Source organism: Burkholderia sp. (genome assembly GCF_018375725.1).
Lineage (GTDB): Bacteria > Pseudomonadota > Gammaproteobacteria > Burkholderiales > Burkholderiaceae > Burkholderia.
This window is the reverse complement of the sequence record NZ_JAHACR010000012.1, coordinates 19,922-36,267: the sequence shown is the minus strand read 5'-3', so window position 1 is coordinate 36,267 and position 16,346 is coordinate 19,922. Positions and strand designations below refer to the sequence as shown.

19 protein-coding genes are annotated in these 16,346 nt (G+C 56.7%); 6 read left to right on the top strand and 13 right to left on the bottom strand.

All coding sequences use genetic code 11. The annotated features are described in order from the left end of the window. Window positions 1-85 precede the first annotated feature (85 nt). From KH616_RS04220 to KH616_RS04195, 6 genes are all read right to left on the bottom strand, one after another. Window positions 86-334 carry a hypothetical protein gene (locus KH616_RS04220; RefSeq protein ID WP_292237288.1) on the bottom strand — a complete coding sequence of 83 codons (249 nt, stop codon included), beginning with the start codon at window positions 332-334 and terminating at the stop codon, window positions 86-88. 103 nt (window positions 335-437) lie between these two features. Beyond that, window positions 438-1,286, bottom strand: coding sequence for a type IV secretion system protein (locus KH616_RS04215; RefSeq protein ID WP_292237286.1), 849 nt, complete (start codon window positions 1,284-1,286; stop codon window positions 438-440). Continuing rightward, entirely contained in the window at window positions 1,279-1,671 is a 393-nt protein-coding gene (locus KH616_RS04210; RefSeq protein WP_292237285.1) for a hypothetical protein, read from the bottom strand. Before KH616_RS04210 ends, KH616_RS04215 begins: the two co-directional genes overlap by 8 nt. A gap of 10 nt (window positions 1,672-1,681) precedes the next feature. Next, window positions 1,682-2,332, bottom strand: coding sequence for a type IV secretion system protein (locus tag KH616_RS04205; protein WP_292237283.1), 651 nt, complete (start codon window positions 2,330-2,332; stop codon window positions 1,682-1,684). 13 nt (window positions 2,333-2,345) lie between these two features. Continuing rightward, window positions 2,346-3,197 (bottom strand): hypothetical protein, encoded by an 852-nt coding sequence (locus KH616_RS04200; RefSeq protein WP_292237281.1) that lies wholly within the window; start codon window positions 3,195-3,197, stop codon window positions 2,346-2,348. A gap of 630 nt (window positions 3,198-3,827) precedes the next feature. Continuing rightward, window positions 3,828-4,067 carry a hypothetical protein gene (locus tag KH616_RS04195; protein ID WP_292237280.1) on the bottom strand — a complete coding sequence of 80 codons (240 nt, stop codon included), beginning with the start codon at window positions 4,065-4,067 and terminating at the stop codon, window positions 3,828-3,830. A gap of 557 nt (window positions 4,068-4,624) precedes the next feature. Between KH616_RS04195 and KH616_RS04190 the strand changes: the two genes are divergently transcribed. From KH616_RS04190 to KH616_RS04180, 3 genes are all read left to right on the top strand, one after another. Then, entirely contained in the window at window positions 4,625-5,071 is a 447-nt protein-coding gene (locus KH616_RS04190) for a conjugal transfer protein TraD (protein ID WP_292237279.1), read from the top strand. After that, a complete protein-coding gene (locus KH616_RS04185; RefSeq protein ID WP_292237277.1) occupies window positions 5,068-5,337 on the top strand; it encodes a hypothetical protein in 270 nt (89 codons plus the stop codon). Before KH616_RS04190 ends, KH616_RS04185 begins: the two co-directional genes overlap by 4 nt. A 94-nt stretch (window positions 5,338-5,431) precedes the next feature. Further along, window positions 5,432-6,004: a hypothetical protein gene (locus KH616_RS04180; RefSeq protein ID WP_292237274.1), complete on the top strand. Its 573-nt coding sequence runs from the start codon at window positions 5,432-5,434 to the stop codon at window positions 6,002-6,004. A 74-nt stretch (window positions 6,005-6,078) separates the two neighbouring features. Here the strand turns inward: KH616_RS04180 and KH616_RS04175 are convergent, their stop codons facing one another. The 7 genes from KH616_RS04175 to KH616_RS04145 form a co-directional block, all read right to left on the bottom strand. Further along, entirely contained in the window at window positions 6,079-6,549 is a 471-nt protein-coding gene (locus KH616_RS04175; RefSeq protein WP_292237272.1) for a hypothetical protein, read from the bottom strand. 9 nt (window positions 6,550-6,558) lie between these two features. After that, entirely contained in the window at window positions 6,559-7,689 is a 1,131-nt protein-coding gene (locus KH616_RS04170; RefSeq protein ID WP_292237270.1) for a HigA family addiction module antitoxin, read from the bottom strand. 13 nt (window positions 7,690-7,702) lie between these two features. Next, complete coding sequence (locus tag KH616_RS04165; protein ID WP_292237268.1) at window positions 7,703-7,999, bottom strand: type II toxin-antitoxin system RelE/ParE family toxin; 297 nt, start codon at window positions 7,997-7,999, stop codon at window positions 7,703-7,705. A gap of 503 nt (window positions 8,000-8,502) precedes the next feature. Continuing rightward, a complete protein-coding gene (locus KH616_RS04160) occupies window positions 8,503-9,168 on the bottom strand; it encodes an NAD(P)H-binding protein (RefSeq protein ID WP_292237290.1) in 666 nt (221 codons plus the stop codon). A gap of 256 nt (window positions 9,169-9,424) precedes the next feature. Beyond that, window positions 9,425-10,444 carry an AraC family transcriptional regulator gene (locus KH616_RS04155; protein ID WP_292237265.1) on the bottom strand — a complete coding sequence of 340 codons (1,020 nt, stop codon included), beginning with the start codon at window positions 10,442-10,444 and terminating at the stop codon, window positions 9,425-9,427. Window positions 10,445-10,499: 55 nt separating this feature from the next. Continuing rightward, window positions 10,500-11,567, bottom strand: coding sequence for an NAD-dependent epimerase/dehydratase family protein (locus tag KH616_RS04150; RefSeq protein WP_292237264.1), 1,068 nt, complete (start codon window positions 11,565-11,567; stop codon window positions 10,500-10,502). Further along, window positions 11,564-11,767, bottom strand: a complete 204-nt coding sequence (locus KH616_RS04145; RefSeq protein ID WP_292237262.1) for a hypothetical protein — start codon at window positions 11,765-11,767, stop codon at window positions 11,564-11,566. The genes KH616_RS04150 and KH616_RS04145 overlap by 4 nt, the downstream gene beginning before the upstream one ends. 228 nt (window positions 11,768-11,995) lie before the next feature. Between KH616_RS04145 and KH616_RS04140 the strand changes: the two genes are divergently transcribed. From KH616_RS04140 to KH616_RS04130, 3 genes are all read left to right on the top strand, one after another. After that, on the top strand, window positions 11,996-12,994 hold the full coding sequence (locus KH616_RS04140) for a WYL domain-containing protein (protein ID WP_292237260.1): 999 nt from the start codon (window positions 11,996-11,998) through the stop codon (window positions 12,992-12,994). 539 nt (window positions 12,995-13,533) lie between these two features. Beyond that, window positions 13,534-15,132, top strand: coding sequence for a hypothetical protein (locus KH616_RS04135; RefSeq protein WP_292237258.1), 1,599 nt, complete (start codon window positions 13,534-13,536; stop codon window positions 15,130-15,132). Beyond that, on the top strand, window positions 15,129-16,238 hold the full coding sequence (locus KH616_RS04130; RefSeq protein ID WP_292237256.1) for a hypothetical protein: 1,110 nt from the start codon (window positions 15,129-15,131) through the stop codon (window positions 16,236-16,238). The genes KH616_RS04135 and KH616_RS04130 overlap by 4 nt, the downstream gene beginning before the upstream one ends. The last annotated feature ends 108 nt before the right edge of the window (window positions 16,239-16,346 follow it).

The following is a 16,346-nucleotide window of genomic DNA, read 5'->3' as shown; positions in this document are numbered from 1 at the left end:
CTCAATTTTACTGGCCCGGCAGACCACCCTTCTGCAAGCCCGCTTTGCTCCGGGTATGTGATCGACCAGGCCAAGTAAAATTGAGTTACGCGGCGACGCGAGAGAGATGGCTTGTATCGTCCGGATCGCTTGGAACGACGGGAGCGTCGCGGTCGGCTTTGCGGGTGACGATCATAACGTTACCGCTGTAGGGAACGTCCAGCTCAAATTCGTAAATTTCGCTCTGGTCGAGAAAATCCATTGCCGGTTCGATCATCGGAAAGGTGAACGAGACGACCCACCCGTCGCGAGTTGATGCAAGGGTCACGGGCAGTTTAGTATCGGTTGAAGCCATTTCTAGCCTCCTATGAAGGTCAGGATTGGTTAGGCCCCGGAGGATGTTCCCGCATCCTCTTGGGCCGCTGACGATGCCTGATATTTCTCGCATGCGAGAAATATCACCGGCCACGCAGGCGATTTATCAAGCTCAGACTTTGTACGACGGCGCCGCCGGACATGGAGGCCGCCCAACTCTTGACCGGCAGGAGAAACAGAAACAGGACACCGAAGGTTGGGATGATGAAGGCGATCTGCGAGAACGTCAGCGATGCAGCATCGAGACCAGTCAAGCCCTGTGCTTTCTGAAAGTACGTGTCGGCGAACTGGAACCCGAATTTGAGAACGGCGAACGTCAGGACGTAGATGAACACGGCGTTGAGCACCATGCTTGCCCAATTCATGAACCATTGACGCGTAGCGGACCAAAAAATGCAGGCGGCAACGAGCGGCAGCAGCAGGAAAACGACGGCGAGCATGATCTTGGATATGACGATGTACACGGATGCGAGGATTAGGAACACCTCCGTCACGCCGTAGATCAAGATGCCCAGTATCACGATGCCAATATTGCTGAGGCCGGCGCTCAGCATCGCATTGGTGATCTTGTTGCATTGGGCCATCACGCCGTCCAACGTGCTCGAAACCGGTTGGCCGCTGATGATCGTTCCACCGATCCCGTTCATCAGTTCGATTGCCATGTGATAGAGCTGGCTTGCGAAACCGCCCCAACTGAGCGTGCCAAGTACCAGCGTGACGGTCAGCAGTCGGGCGAGAAGATCCTTGGCGCTGGACGCAGCGCGACCGTCGTAGACCGAGTATCCGTACCACGCGACATACATCACGGCGAGCAGGTACACGGGCATTGACAGCGCGTTGGCCACGGCCGGGTACGTGTTCTGCAAGAACGCCTCCGGAATCATCTCGAAGCTCGCGATAAACGCGCTAGGGGTAAAGGTTGCATCACTCATTTTTCATGGCCTCTGTAAAGCGACGGCGGACCTTTTCGTTGACGATGTCATCGCGGGTCAGCTCGACGTGCTGCTGTTGGTAGACGTTCCGCTGCACGATCCCGATGCACGTTGGGATGTTCGGGAGCAGATTGGGATCGGCGTTCGGAAGCTGGTAGCCGTAGAGCACTGCGGCGCATTCGCTCCATCCCATGCTTCCGGAGAGTGCCGCCTTGAAGCCAGTGGCATTAGCTGAGAGCAGCGGATTGCCTTCGGGCGTGCATGACCATAGGGAGGCAAGCAAAAGCGCCCCAAGAGCCCATTTCAGGCACATCCGGGCCATCCGGCTGGCGACGAGCAAGCCAGCCATCAGGCCAAGAGGGAGCAACGACAAAACGGTGCGCATTGTGATCCCCTCATTTGACGTCGAAGAAGGTGGCGTTGCGTGCGGCCGACTGGTTCTGTTCGTTGAGCATGTTGGCTTGCAAGTTCATGTTTATTGCGTTGAGCTTTGCCATGGCGGTTTGCAACAGGCCGTTTTCGGTCGCGATGCGGTTTTGGAGGTCCTGCGCGTCCTTCAGGTTTGCCGTAGCGTCGACGTTCCGACCTAGCGCTGTGAGATTGTTGAGATGCGTTTGAACTTCGGAGTACAGCGCGTCGCCGCCGGCTAGCGCTGCCCGCACGGAATCGGTGCTCATCTTGTACGACGTGGCGCCTTGCTTGGATTGGAATGCCTCCGAATTCACCGGCTGGATTTGCTTGTCGTAGTAGTCCTGCTTCGCGCCGAACGCCCCGCTTTTCTGCATAGCGACGACCTCCTGCCAAGAGCCGGGTACGACCGACACGGCGTTGACCGAATCGTTGAAGCCAATCGCGCCGCGCCCATAGCTGCCGGTGACGGCCGCGTACTGATCCTTGAGCGTTTTGTATTGATCCTTGAGCTGCTGTACGGTCTGCTGCAGCTGTGTCACGGACGCAATGTCGATCGTTGGGATGCCTCCAGCCAATGCTGCGCTCGCGGTAGTCGAAACGGCGACAGCGACAAAAATCGATTTCAGATTTCGCATGGTTGACTCTCCTTCACTTGGTGGATAGCTGCTGCTTCAAGAGTGCGAGCTGCCTCTTCGCGATGTGCGTCGGCGTCGGCGAAGCTCGCGCTGGTTGCTCGGTGCTGGCCGCCTCGTTGCGCTCGCGCTCACGACGCTGTGCAACGCGATGTGCACCGATTGGCGTGAACTTGCCGTTGGCATATTGGCCGGCAATTCCGGCGAAGTACTGGCCTGGCGTCGTTTGAATTGCACCGCCCTCGATCGCACTGGACAACTCGTCCAGCATTAGCTGAACGTCGCTCTTGGGGGCCGTCGCCAGCTTGGTTTGGATGATCGAGTCAATGCTTTTGAGGTCCGCCGCACCTAAACGCGGAGGGATGCTGAAATCGATGTCGAGTCTCTTTTTGATGGTCGTCCGTTCGATTTCAGCCGCTTTTGTAGTAGTAGTCTTTGTTACGTTTAGTTCTTGTTGTGTATAAGTATTTGGTAGCGTCGGGTTTCCCGAATGCGGCTTGTCCGTAGTCGGATCGACCGTATTCGGGAAACCCGAACGCGGTGAAATGCCGACATCGACGACAGCATCGGGCGTGTCCGTGACTTCCCACGTGGTCTGCGTGAATCGACCGTGGTAGCCGCGCTGCTGGCGAATCTTGAGATAGCCGGCGCCCTCGAGGACTTTCGCCGCGCTACGCGTCGCATCTCTGCCGCTCGTTTTCTGTTTAGCTAGATGCGAGAGCCGGAGCCGAAAATCATTCGGTAATGACAGGACGTACACCAGCAAGCCCAAGGCTGCCCACGAAAGGCGGTTATCCCGGATCAATTCGTTGGGGAGTGTTGTAAAGTCCCGCCGAACAGTGCGGCGGATGATGACCGTATCGCCCACGCGGCCCCCTTATTCCGCGAATAAATGAGCAACGGCGGCCGTCTTGAACAGGACGCGCCGACCAATCTTGACCCTCGCCGGAAGCAGTTTGCGAGACACGTCGTTGTCGCGGGTGAGGGTTACACGAAGCCCCTCAGGACTTCGATGTAATAGTTCCGCCACTTGTGAAAGTGTCAGTAATGCTCCATAGCGCTGGATAATGTTTTCTTCCGTTGAAGTCACTTGGATAACTCCGCGTTTCTGTATGCAACGGAAGATTACGCATTGAATGAGATCTAGCCAATAACCCTTATTTTTCTAAACTGGGATCAAGTAGACCAACTCGGGATTTAAATGATCCTGAATTTGGATCATCTAGAAATTTGAGGTGTTTAGATGATCTCGATTTGGGATCATCTAGAGGTCGTCTAATTTGTTGACTATTTTGTAACAAATTGTGCTGATGAGGAATTCGGTCTGATTGGGTGAAAACCGATGATGGCGGTAAGGGGCCATGCCTAATCGGTCCCCCCTCACTGTAAAGCGTTCTGAAAAAGCGGCTGGGGCAACTACCGGCCGGATCGGTGAGTATCCGCAGAGCCTTACTGGCTAAGGCTTGCTACCGATTTCACGTGAGCAAGCGGGGCCGCACTACTCGTCCGTGGTAAGGCGACGCAGCGACGCGGCCAAGTCGGGCGACGTTGCATCGAGTATGTCCATCGGCATGCACGAGTTCTCGCATGCGAGAACCAGCTCATTGACTTCGCCTGTCGTCGCTTTGTTACGCACAAGCGAAAGCAGCATGGCCAGAAGTGTATGCGTTGCTTTCTGGTTTCGCTCGATCTCTGCCAGGCGCCCGATAAGTTCCTGTCGCTCGGCCCACGCATCCATGCTGTCTCGGCAGGTCCCCCGAGTGACCGCCGCGTCCAAGAGCCTTGTCCCGGAGGTATTTCGAAAGGTGCTTGTATCCGCTCAGCGCCGCGGCTTTCTCGACCCTGCGGCGATCCTCATCCGTGAACCAGACCGGGATAGATTTACCCGTACTCATGCGCCGCAAGTCCACTGGAAAACCATGAAATTGACCATTCTTTGCACCTATAGAGTTTTCTATAGGTTAAAACATAGTATGCATGCGGCTTTCCGGCAAATTCCTATAGAAATTCTATAGAGTGAATCTAGTGACGAATGCCGAGAAAAGCCGATGGAATCTAGCTTTGCATCCCCCGGAGGGGGTGCGTGTTGTGTATTGAGATTTTGGGCCTGTTAAGGACCGAAATCTCTAGGGGGTTAAGGGCGTACAGATTGCATAGGCCGAAGGCCGTAGGCAGATGGCACCCAAAAAGCATCGGTAGCATATTCAAAGCGTAGAAAATACGTAGCGCAATGTTTGTGTATTCGAAGCAATACAGTAGGATATTGGTAGTGATTTGATAGTGAACGAGATGCAGATGAGCGAAGCAGACCTGAAAGCCGAAATCGAGGCGATCAAGCTCACGACGAAAGCAGCGAAGTTGCGAAAGCTGATACCGTCTATCGAGGCGAAATTGGCGGAAGGTGCGCGTGCTGCCGAGATCGTGGAGACGCTTAGGAAGGGTGGTTTAGACCTGACGATGGGCACGTTCAGAAACTACCTGCACCAATACCGCGTGAAGCACCGGCAGACCGTGGAGCAGCAGAAGCCTATCGGTCCACGGCCGGCCGATAGGCCGGCATCATCTCAACTCGATGAATCTGTTTCGTACGATACAGATTCATCGGGAACACCTACACCACGCGGACCAATCTCGATGCAGGAGCTTGACCGCTTGATGAACCCAGACCCGGCAGAACAGGCCGAGAAAATGGCTCGTTACGAGCGCTTGGGGAAACAGCAACGAAGGAACCATAGAACATGACGATGGTCCGATCGCTCACTGCCGTGACCGCCCGCTTGGAGGCTGCAACCGAGACGCTGGCCGAGTACATCGGCTACCTGCACGGTGAGATCGACGCCGAGCAGGACAAGGCCGAACCGAATGCTGAACGCATTGAGGCGCTGGAACAGCAGCTTGATATCGTCATCGGGGAGCGTCGCGCCATCACGCCAGACAATCTGGCGCTTATTAATCGCGCGCTGTACATCTACGCACCGTTTTTGAAGCTGCTGAGAAGCAGCACGTAAGAGGGTTGGACAAGACATGGCGTATGAGGCGGAGTTTGAACAAGCGGCAGCGCGAACGCGCTCCTGGGGGCTGACGTGCCGAGAGAGTAACGGTGTGAGCGAGCGATACGTTTCGCCGGCGACCATTGCGAAGGTCACCAACTGTGCTCAGGCGGTTCTTGGTCGTATGCAAGCGGAAAATGTGGCCGCGCAATGCTTCGCTGTCAGCTCGTTTCTGCGTGAGCCGTTGCAGGATGTGCTCGGGGTCCCGCTGACGTACACGCTCGGCTACGTCAATTTGGGCCGTGGTCCGGTTTTTCACACACCTGCAGAGAGCTTGAAGGCGATGCTAGATGCCGGGTGTCCCGCATCGCGTGCATTGGAACTACACGCGTGGTTGACGCTGCCAAGCAGAGAAATTATCGATCTGACGCTGTCAACGACGCTTGGTATCGTCCGGAATCTTCCGGAACTGGTGGGACGTGCCGCTTTTATCCATCCGAGCGATCTTGTCGGCAACCATTCCTACCATCCCCAAGTTTTGGGCGAGGACTACTTGCGACGGATTGGCGTGATGGTCGAACTCCAAGGTGTTTTCATTGCACCTGCGGCGTCGCCGGAGTCCGACACGAGACTGCGCCGCGGTGGCCTGCTGCGACGCACTTGGCGCGCGTTGGTTGGTCGGTGACTGGTGCAATCAGCTCCGCACTGTTCGCACTGTTGTCGGTTGCCTCCGGCAAGGCGCAACATTGCCGGATCTCACTAAGCGCTTCGTTTCAAGTAGGCGGCTTCCTCCAAGTCCAACGTGAAGTCGAAGACGATTTGAATCGGTTCCGGCGGCTGACGATTCTGATTGAAGCTATCAACGTCCGATTTGAGTTGCTTGCAGTCACCAAGGATCTGATGGCGACGTTGCTGGAAGGCCCGTCTCATGTGATCGGCCGGTGCCGTGCGAATATCGTCCCAGAGAACGAGTTGCTCACCTTCATCGTTCGTATACGTAGCTGCATGCTTGGTCCGAATGCGCCGGCCTTGAGGGTCGGTAACATACTCGTCTCGAAGCGCTCGTGAGAGCTCTTCTGCGCACTGAGCTATAACGGCCGACGGTTGCGGAGCCCAAAGATTTGCGCTGATCGCCCAGGCCGCCACTTCCCGCATCGTTGCGGGCCATTTATTGTCGGCACGACGATATTCCTCAACGATGAATTGAAGCTGCTCATTCTTTGTCGTCATTTCAATCCCTCACATCGATGATGATTCGATCACGCGATGACCGAACCCGTCGGTAACAGCATTTGCCACGACGTACTCCCGCACCTTTTCCAAATACTTTCGATGGAAGCTCCAAGGTATCAAGCCACGATTCTGGAGCTGGCCTACAACGAGGCCCGGGTGAACAGCGATGCGCCGAGCAAAACCAACAATCTGTTCCTCGCTAAACATCGGATTGACCCTTGCTACAAAGCCATCCATCTCCTTCTTTGGGATAAGCGCTTCGGCCGCGTTTTCGTTCGCTCTTGCCTCAATGTCTGGCTTGCCCGAGTCATTATCCATAATGTCTATGTCGAGGATCGGTGCTGCCTGTCCTTCCTCGTGCCCTACGTGGTCCAGTTCATGAAACAGCGTGTGCCAGAAGTTATCAACCCGATCAAAGCGCATTGTCATTGCGATGACTGGATTTTTTTTGTCCAACCAGAAGCATGCGCCGTCAATCTTTGAGCCAGCAATAGCTTCAACGATCACGAATCGAATTCCGGCTTGTGCCAAAATTCCCGGCACACGTTGAGTGCCGTCCACATGGGCCAGTTGTTCGCTGAGCTGCGCTTTTGCCGCTACCAGTCGCTGCGAACTGAAATTGGTCGCGGTCGGGGCGTATGCCGCTAACCGTTTTGCCCGGCAGAACCATGCAACCTGTGCTACCGGCACCTCTTGATAAGTCGTGGCTTTGGCGGCGTAACGAAGTTGAGGCGTTTGCCCAATCTCCTCGATGCCGAAGAACTCAATGAGCTGTTGCTGCAATACATCGACGCTCTTCGTTGCTTCGAGCCAACCCCGTTTAACCATCTCGCGAACGGGAAACCGGCCGTGCAAGTCTGCCTTGCGCGCGATGGAGTCTTCCTTCGGCCGGACCTTTGAGAGCTGGTACTGCCCCTCCAGATTCATCCAAAGCTCTGGCGAGGTGCCGAGCGCAGCCCCCAGCGCGATGGCCGTTTCCGGGGTAATAGAACGCTTGCCGCTGATCACCTCACTGACCAAGCGTGCGTCTTTGCCAATAATTTCGGCGAACTCGGCTTGCGTCCACCCGCGAGCCTCAAGCTCGTCCTTCAAGAATTCACCGGGAGGAAAGACCTCGGCCGGAATACGTGCACCCATGCTGCTCTCCGATTTAGTGATAGTCCTCAATGCTGACGACAACGACCAATTTGTTCCCAGCGCGTCTCTCCAGCCGGAGGATGAGACGCCACTGGTCGTTCAACCGCATTGAATGCTCTCCGTCCCTATCTCCTTTCAGCTTCTCGAAGTGGAGCGACTTCAGTGCATAGAAGTCCCGCTCGTCAGCCGCTGCGCGAATGTACTGGATCCGTTTGCGGTAGGCTTTCACGACAGGCGCGGCGAACCCAGCCGTAAACCCGGCGTCGGTCTCCAAGCGGTCGTAGTCTGGGTCAGCGAACTCGATTTCCATTCCATAGGATTCTATCCATCTTTACACCATGTGTAAAGATGGAGTTTTTTTGCAAAACTGTAGCCACTTCCCTGGAGCGCTGGTGCTGGTGCTGGTGAAGCCCTGCAGTAGGTGGAGAGATGACTGCTGACACGAGTCATGTGGCACGGAAATACGGGGTCACGATAGGTTGTCGTGATCCGGTGCGAGCGAGGTTGGCGGTACAATGGCGGTACGCTGGTTGTTTTTGCTGCGCTTCGTCTCGTTACGCTAAGTTACTGAATATAAAGTACTTTGCGATTCTGTGGGTTACGCCCACTTTCGCTTAAATATCAGTAACTTATTGATTTAATTGAAAATTTGTAATCATCAGGTGGCGGGTTCGAGTCCTGCAGCCGGCACCAGTACCGAAGCGGGCCCCAGAGATGGGGCCCGCTTTTTTTGTTCTACAAAGCGGGTCTCGTTCTACATTTCGCATGCCCCGGGCATATAGGCGCGCCCGTGCTTCATCGTACAGATTTCGCTCAGTGCTCTTCGCCAATCTTGACGAGCATGTCAGAAGCCAGCACGACTACGCCCTCAGCAGTTGGCACCGTCTTGACCAGCGACAGCGCGACAGCTTGCGCATGCACCGGCCGATAGATTGCGGGCAGGAGCGGCGCAAGTAGCTTCGCGATCGGAATCGCGATCTGTTCCCCGATGCGTGGTGGCTGCTGTAGACCATTTCGGTAATCCAGTAGGAGTGAGGGGCGCGCGATCACCAATGCATTGAGTCCCATCGCTTTGAGGGCATCCTCCAGTTCCCCCTTGACGCGGTTGTAGAACATGGAAGATTTCGCGTTTGCTCCGGCCGCGCTGACCACGCCCAAACGTCGGGCCCCCGAGGCGAACGCGGCTTTCGCCACTGCCAAATTGGCTTCCAGATCAACGGCGCGAAACGCCGCTTGATTGCCCGCCACCTTCATCGTAGTGCCGAGTGCCAGGTACACTTCGTCGACCTGTGGCAGCGCGGGTAAGTGACTGAAATCCACGACGTGGAACTGAAGCTTGGGGTGTCGGACACTCAATGGTCGACGGCTCAAGGCATGTACTTCCGAGACCGTCTGATCTGCCAGTAGAGCCTGAAGTATCAAGCCTCCTACCAGGCCCGTTGCGCCGGCGAGCAATACTTTTCGTTGATTGACATGCAAGGGCAAGATGCATTTCTCCTCAATTCAAGTGCGTGGCATGACGGGCGCTCAGCGGTTTTCTCGTGGTGCCCGTATTGCTTGAGCAGCTGTTCTGACAGGGCAGCATGACCGCATTCGTCGTCGTTTCCATGGCATCCGGGTCGCTCATGCAGTGACGGAGGTCAGGCTTGAACATATGCCAGACGTTTTTGTTGACCGTGAGTAATGGACGCAGAGGCTCCCGCTGTTCCGTACTTTTTGATACGGCGAGGACAGCTCACAAACCTTCTGCCACATGAAATCCCGCCCGGAACGCACCGGGCGTGTAGCCGGTCCAGGCCTTGAATGCACGCAGGAAGGAGTTAGCATCCTCGAAGCTGAGCAGATAGGCAATCTCGCCCATTGCCAGTTCGGAATGCCTCAGATAGTGGCAGGCCAGGTCCCGACGAACGTCGCCGAGCAGGTCGCGGAAGTGTATGCCGTCCTTGCCGAGCTGGCGCTGCAGCGAGCGTGTGCTCAAGGCTAGGCGCTGCGCAGCTTCCTCGACGGACGATTGGCCGGTCGGCAGCATGTCTAGTAATACTGCGCGCACGCGCTCGCTGATGGACGCATTTGCGTCGAGCTTCGACAGCCGGGCCTGCAGTGCCGGCTCGAAGAAGTCCCACATGCCGACATTCATGGTTAAAAAGGGGCGCGTCGCATCGACGGCCGAGAAGCGGACCACATAGGACGTACCCTGTCGCAGCCGGCATCCGAGGAACGCTTCGAACGCCTGATTTTGTGCCGGCAGTGTAACCAGCTCGCATCCGATGGGTTCAATGCGGACCCGGGTCGCAAGCCTTGCGAGCTGGGTCACGAAAACGATCTCCGCCGCTCCCATGCTGCGCGGCAGCGGCTCCTCATAGCCGTCGCACGAGAAGGCGATCTCGGTAGCGTCCGCACCGATGCGTACATCTGCTGCGAGTGGGCTAATTAGACGCTTGTATTCGGCCAGCCGAGTCAGCGCGACATTGAGGTCGGGACTGCAAAGGCAAGCGAAGATAGCCGGATCGAAGGCTTCTGCCGAGACAGCCCGGCCGAGCGCGAGCGCGATGTTCTCTGAACCCGCGGCGGACTCCAGCCCGTGCCAGAGCCGGAAATACTCAGTGGGTGTGAGCCAGGCATCTTTGCGCGAGAAGAGATCGGCCGGAAGCCGGGCCAGTGACAGCACGTCGGACGGTACCAGGCCCATGTCAGTGATCAGCAGTTGCCACCCTGGATGAATAGCAAATCGGTTTGTGCGCCTGGCGTTCGTCATGCCTTTAAGCCTCGTTTGCCGACTCGGGGCGCACGCTACGCCCCGAGTCGTTGAATCAACCGCGTTTCTGTAGCGTGCCACTGTCGATCATCTGCTGGAACATGTCGTTCATCGACTCGGCCAGTGGTCGATAGGTCACCCCAAGTTGCTTCCGGCTTCGGCTATTGTCGGCCCGCCATGAATGTCCGACGTTGCGCGAGATGATCCGGCGGGTAATGCCTCCGCCGGCCAGCGGCCCAAGTAGCCATATCAACCACTTTGGCATGGAGCGGCGCGGGATCGGATAGGCATCGCCGTATTTGGGCAGTAAGGCCTGCGCCACGCTGAGCAGATCCGTATTGTGGCCGCTGAGAATGTATCGCCCGTGGGCCGATGGCTCGAAGGCTGCTGTTACCTCCGCTCTAGCGAGGTCCCTGACATCGACTACGCCTACTCCCCAGTGGGGCGCCCCTAGCCTGAGAGTGCCGTCGCCCATCTGCTTGACCATGCGGAAGCTTTCGGAGGTGGCGTGCGGATTAATGCCGGGGCCGATTACCAGCGACGGATTGATGACGACGAGATCCCAGCGATCCTGGGCCTCGGCGATCCGCCATGCCTCTTTCTCCGCAACCGTCTTGGAGTACGAGTACGGGTTGTGTTGCAGTGACGAGGTGGTATTCCATTGCTCCTCAGTCAGAATGCCGCCCGGTGCGTCAGCTACGTCGGCGGCATCACCATAGATGGCTGCACAACTGCTGGTCAGTACTACGCGCCGCACACTGGTGACCCGATTGGCTTCTTCCAGCACATTGCGGGTGCCCTGCAGCGCCGGATCGATGAGCTCCTTTTGCGGATCCTTCACATCAATGGTGAACGGCGAGGCCGTGTGGAACACAACTCGACACCCAGCCATAGCCTGCCCATAGGAGCCGGGCTTGAGTAGGTCTGCCTCGAAAAAGCGGATCTGACCGGGCGTGGCCTCGGCCAGTTGGCGTAGATACCGTGTCTTGTCCGGATCGCTCGCGTGACGGATTGGCGCATGGACAGTCAGACCAGCCTCCAGCAGCTCCTTGACGATCCAGCCGGCGACAAAGCCTGTCGCTCCGGTCACCAGGACCGGAGAGTCCGTTTCGATCGTCATCATGCTGCGCTCCCCGATTGCGCGCCAATCGATATGCATTGCATGCCGAAATCGATGCGGTTGACGTGAGTGCAGTGGGTCATGGCGGCCCCTTCAATTTTGGGTAGCTTGAAGTGATTTTCGAGACTAAAGCATCGGCTGTAACTAGCAAAGTGCGCCATGCGGGATGCATTGGGCGCCAATTTCTCTTCATCTGCCAGCACGGCTGCACCTGCTTCGCCTGTTCTGCGGGCGAGCTTGCCGTGGATGTGAGGATATCAACGAGCGAGGTATTTAACGTGAGCGATGACGGCGTGAACGACTACGGGCCACTCGAATAAATATTTCACAGGCAGCACTCAAGAATTACCAAAAAAAGTCGTTAAACAAAACGATAGGCTCATAAGCTATTCGCCCAGACTCCATATCCCGATATGCTGGATCGAGAAATCATGCAGGTTCTGCCCGATGCAGGCAGAGACGAAGAATCACTTTCCACACCGGATGTGCATCGCAAGCTCAACGCCATGCTGATTGACCCCCCGGTTGTGAAGACGGTGCAGCGCAGGCTGGAAGATATGCTCGAAAGCGGGCTCGTCGAAATGGAGCTGCGCGGGCGGGCCAAGTATTGGCGCAAGGTTGCAGGCGCGAGCGGCCTCGCCGCGAAGGCGGCCGGCATCATGACGCACGACGAGGCGCTGGCGCTCCAGACCTTACGTCGTTTTTCGACCTGGCGTATTCCGACGTTGGTGGCTGACACGTTAGCCCCGCTGTTCGATGTGGCGGGCAAGCGGCTGGCTGCTGTCAACAGTGAGCATGAGCGGCGCTACCGCAAATGGATCGACAAGATCGAGGTCGAGGTCGGCAGCTTCACGCTGCAATATCCTGAGGTCGATTCCGACGTCTTCGCTCAAGTTTCACAAGCGCTCTTTTACGAGCAGCAACTTGAAATCGTTTACCAGCCACGCACGAAGGTCGATAACACCGATGCAAAGGTCGTCCACCCGCTTGGGCTGGTTGAAGTGGGCGGCCTAGTTTATCTCGTGGCGGCGATGCCTCGCCATCCGAATCCGGCGATGTACCGGCTCGATCGTCTCCTGCGCGCCGCCATCTTGCCTGAATCGTTTGCCTATCCACGCGGGTTCAGGCTTTCGGAGTATGTACGGGAGCAGCGTCAGTTCGATTTTATGGTTGAAGGTGAGATTCATCTGAGGCTGCGGTTCACGAACGGGGCCGGCCATCATTTGCTGGAAGCGCCGCTGTCCGCGGATCAGCAGATCAGTCAGAGCGGCGACATACTGGAGGTGCACGGTACGGTGCTGTTGAGCCAGCGTTTACGGTGGTGGTTGCGGGCGTTTGGGCCGAACGTCGAGGTGTTGGCGCCGGAGGGCCTGCGCTCCGAGTTGGCAGCAGAAGCGAGGGCACTGGCTGGGATTTACGAAGGCGGGTGAGATCGTGAAAGGCGCGGCGCCGATGCACGAACTGAGTGCGGAGTCTGTGCAGCTACGCCGTTGCGCTACTAGATCGGTATCTCTCGAGAGCGGTCAGACATGATTTGTCTGAAGGTGACGTTAAGTTAATCAGGCGGCGTATCGAAGCCGTCCTTTTTCACCTCTCAAAGGAGAAAACATGCTCACGAATTGCAATTCCTCCCCCCTGCAACATCTGGCTGCATTTGCGATCGTTTTTGTTGCGGCCGTAGTGGGAACTGTAGCCGTAGGAGCCTATGTCGATTCTGCAGCGAGCGATGCGCAACGCGGATGAATGACAAGTGTCTGCAAAAATAGCCTTAAAGCGTGTCCGACACGGGCCGTTAAAAGGTAATGGAGCGGATTGAAGAGACGACTGGCTCAGAGCGCGCATTCCTCCATTCCGGCAAACCGAAGAATAATATTGATCGTCGGGCTCAAGAAGGTTCTTAAGGGTCACGGACATGGGCGCAGTGAGAACCACCCGATCGATCTCGAGTCGATTTCAAGAGGACATCCACATGCATACCGGGCAAGGCGCGGCCAAACAAAGCACGCCGCAAGACACCCAGGACACGCCGGCTGAGGGAATGCGGCGCATGCCGCCAATGGCGGACCAGATCGTCGACAAGGCGATCGACAACATGACGCGCAAACTCGTGGCCGGCTATCGAAACAAGAAGAATGCCGTGCCCAACGCAAAGCGCACGGACCATCTCGCTGAAACGAAGGAAACGCTAGCCGCCGTCTCGGCCGAGAGCGTAATGGCTGTGGCGAATCGCGGCCAGGCCTGGAACGAAATGATCAAGAAGAGTATGAGCGCAGGCATCTCGTCGCTTGCGACGATGCAATTCGATGGTGAATTCAAGGTCAGAGGAGGAGAGCGCCCCGCCGATTTCAACAGAGCCATGCCCGACACGCCCGGCGTGTATGTCGTATATGACGACAGCACGGGTAAGCCAGTGTACGTCGGCGACAGCGACAACATGCGCAGCCGTTGGTATGCAGGGCATTTCAACGAGTATCAGCAAGGGCAGCGCGAAGGTCGCGAGCGCTATAAGCTGGCAGACGTGCTGGAGAGTGGCTGCACCGTCAAGTACATCCGCATGGAGTCGAAAGAAACCGCGGCGGCGCTTGAGGCACACTTGATCCAGGAGAACTTCAGGAACTTCGAAGGTGTGCGCAAGACCCCAAAGAATTTGACTGAAGAGGACCAACTTGTGCGCGATGCGGCGCTTCAGGAGGGCATGCTCCTAAACAAGCGCGAGGAACTCTCGACCGAGCAGGGCTCGCGCAGCAATCAGGAAGCTAAAAAGATGAAGGACGCATCAGGCGATACCTCGTCTTTGGTTGCCGGCGCCGCTTCCGAGGCAATGAAGAACGTTGGATACGACGTCATCGAGCGTCTCACTACCACGACCATCAAAGTTGTGAAGAACGAACTCGTAGACGTCCTTCACGGCGGAAAGACCAAGATCGCAAAGCGGTTAGAGCGCATGCTACGCGAGGTGCTGGGCGTACTCGAGAGCGTGCTGAAGGCGCCGCTGCAACTTCTGCGCGGTATCGTTGAGTTTATCGCCAACGCGCTGTCTAAGGCCATCGGCCAAATTTACAATCTGGCACGCAACCTGTTCGACCTGGCGCATGGCGCGTGGAACCTGTACCAAGGTGCCCAGACTATGTCGCGCGAGGCACTGGTACGCAAGATCAGCGAAACAGTCATTGTCAGCGGCTCGATTGTTCTGTGGGATGCGCTGGATCCGATTATCGAAGCCCAGCTAGCGGCGCTTGGTCCGTTTGCGCCATATGTGTCGTCAGCCGTAGTGGCGGTAGGGTTCGGTCTGTCCAGCTTCGCGCTGCAGAAGATCGTCACGCATATCATCGATGCGGTTATCGCGTTTAAACAAGGATTTCTGGACACATTGGACGCTGCTCGCGCCGCATGCGAGCAATTGATCCGCGTGGCAGAGCAGGAGCTGCTCATGCTATCGGACCTGCGCGAGTTCGCAAAAGTCTCCATGCAAACCATGGAGCGGCTCAGCACCCACACTCAAACTCTTTCTCAGCATCAGGCCATCGAACCCATGGACATCTCCGCGATGTTGCCTAAGCGCGCTTGAAGCACAACACCGCCATGAATTTTTTCCCCAATAGCGTCACGTCCATGCTCAAGAAGAACTTTAGCACCAGCGGCAGCCCTATGACTCTTCCTCACCCTGAGCCAACGCCACAGGGGCAGGCGCCGCAATGGGCACTCCTGCCTCCGCAAACCGACGCGCAAAAACTCGCGCATTTCAGCGCAGAGCTCGATAGCGCCCTGCAATCCCTGGATCGCGCCGTGGCTCAAAATGCACAGGCCAGGAAAGACCTGGAACAGCTGAAGGGCACGCTGGATGACAGAGGCTGGTGGGGCGCGTTCAAAGCAAATTTTAATGGGCAGACCGACAAGGAGTTGGCAGAGAATGTCCAGATACTGGGCCAGAGCATGGAGATGACCCAAAAGGTGATCCGTATCATGCTCCAGGTGCAGACCCAAAAGGGGCGCTTACTGAACGCCTTCAGCGACGCATTGGTAGGCAAAATTGCCAACATCCAGACCGACACGCAGACACTGAACGGTAATCAGCGCGCCGCCACGCTAGCCTTTCTGGAAGCGTTACACCAGCAGGTACAGGAGCAGATTCACCACCAGGACTTAATCGAACAGCACGACAATAAACTACAAGACTTGGCTCAATGGCAGTTCGAGAAATGCAACCAGGACGCGGCTCTGGCACAACAACTTGAACAACAACGCAACAGCCGCGAACACTGGCAGGAACTGAAGGACCTCCGCGATGCCGATACGGTAAAGGAGCTTCAAATCCTCAAGAGCGGCGCCGAGACTTTGAAGCAGTCGGTAGTAGATCTCAACCTGTGGCGCGAGGCCAAGCACCGGGAAGATGTCGAGCTGCGTACGCAAATAGTTCACATTGAGCAACATGGCGTCCAGCAATTTGCCCGGATATCGGACTCGGTAGCGACGATGATGGCAACCCAGACGCGGCAAGAAAGCCTTGCACAAGTGATCCACGAACGCGTAGATACGCTTCTGGCCCGCGTGGCAGAACTGGAGCGTATGCAGGCCCAAGCGAAATCCCTTTCCGCCGTCTTGCTGCGTCATGGCCCGTCGTTGGTGGCGTTGGCCATAGCTGTAGCGGCATTGATCAAGGCGCTGTACACCTGATCTCCAATGTGTGGTGCCGTTCGTGGCATGGATTCGTTCAGGCGTTGCGAGATATCCTCTTATGGCATAAGCAAGCGTGATCGCTATGCGCCGTAACCATTGATATCG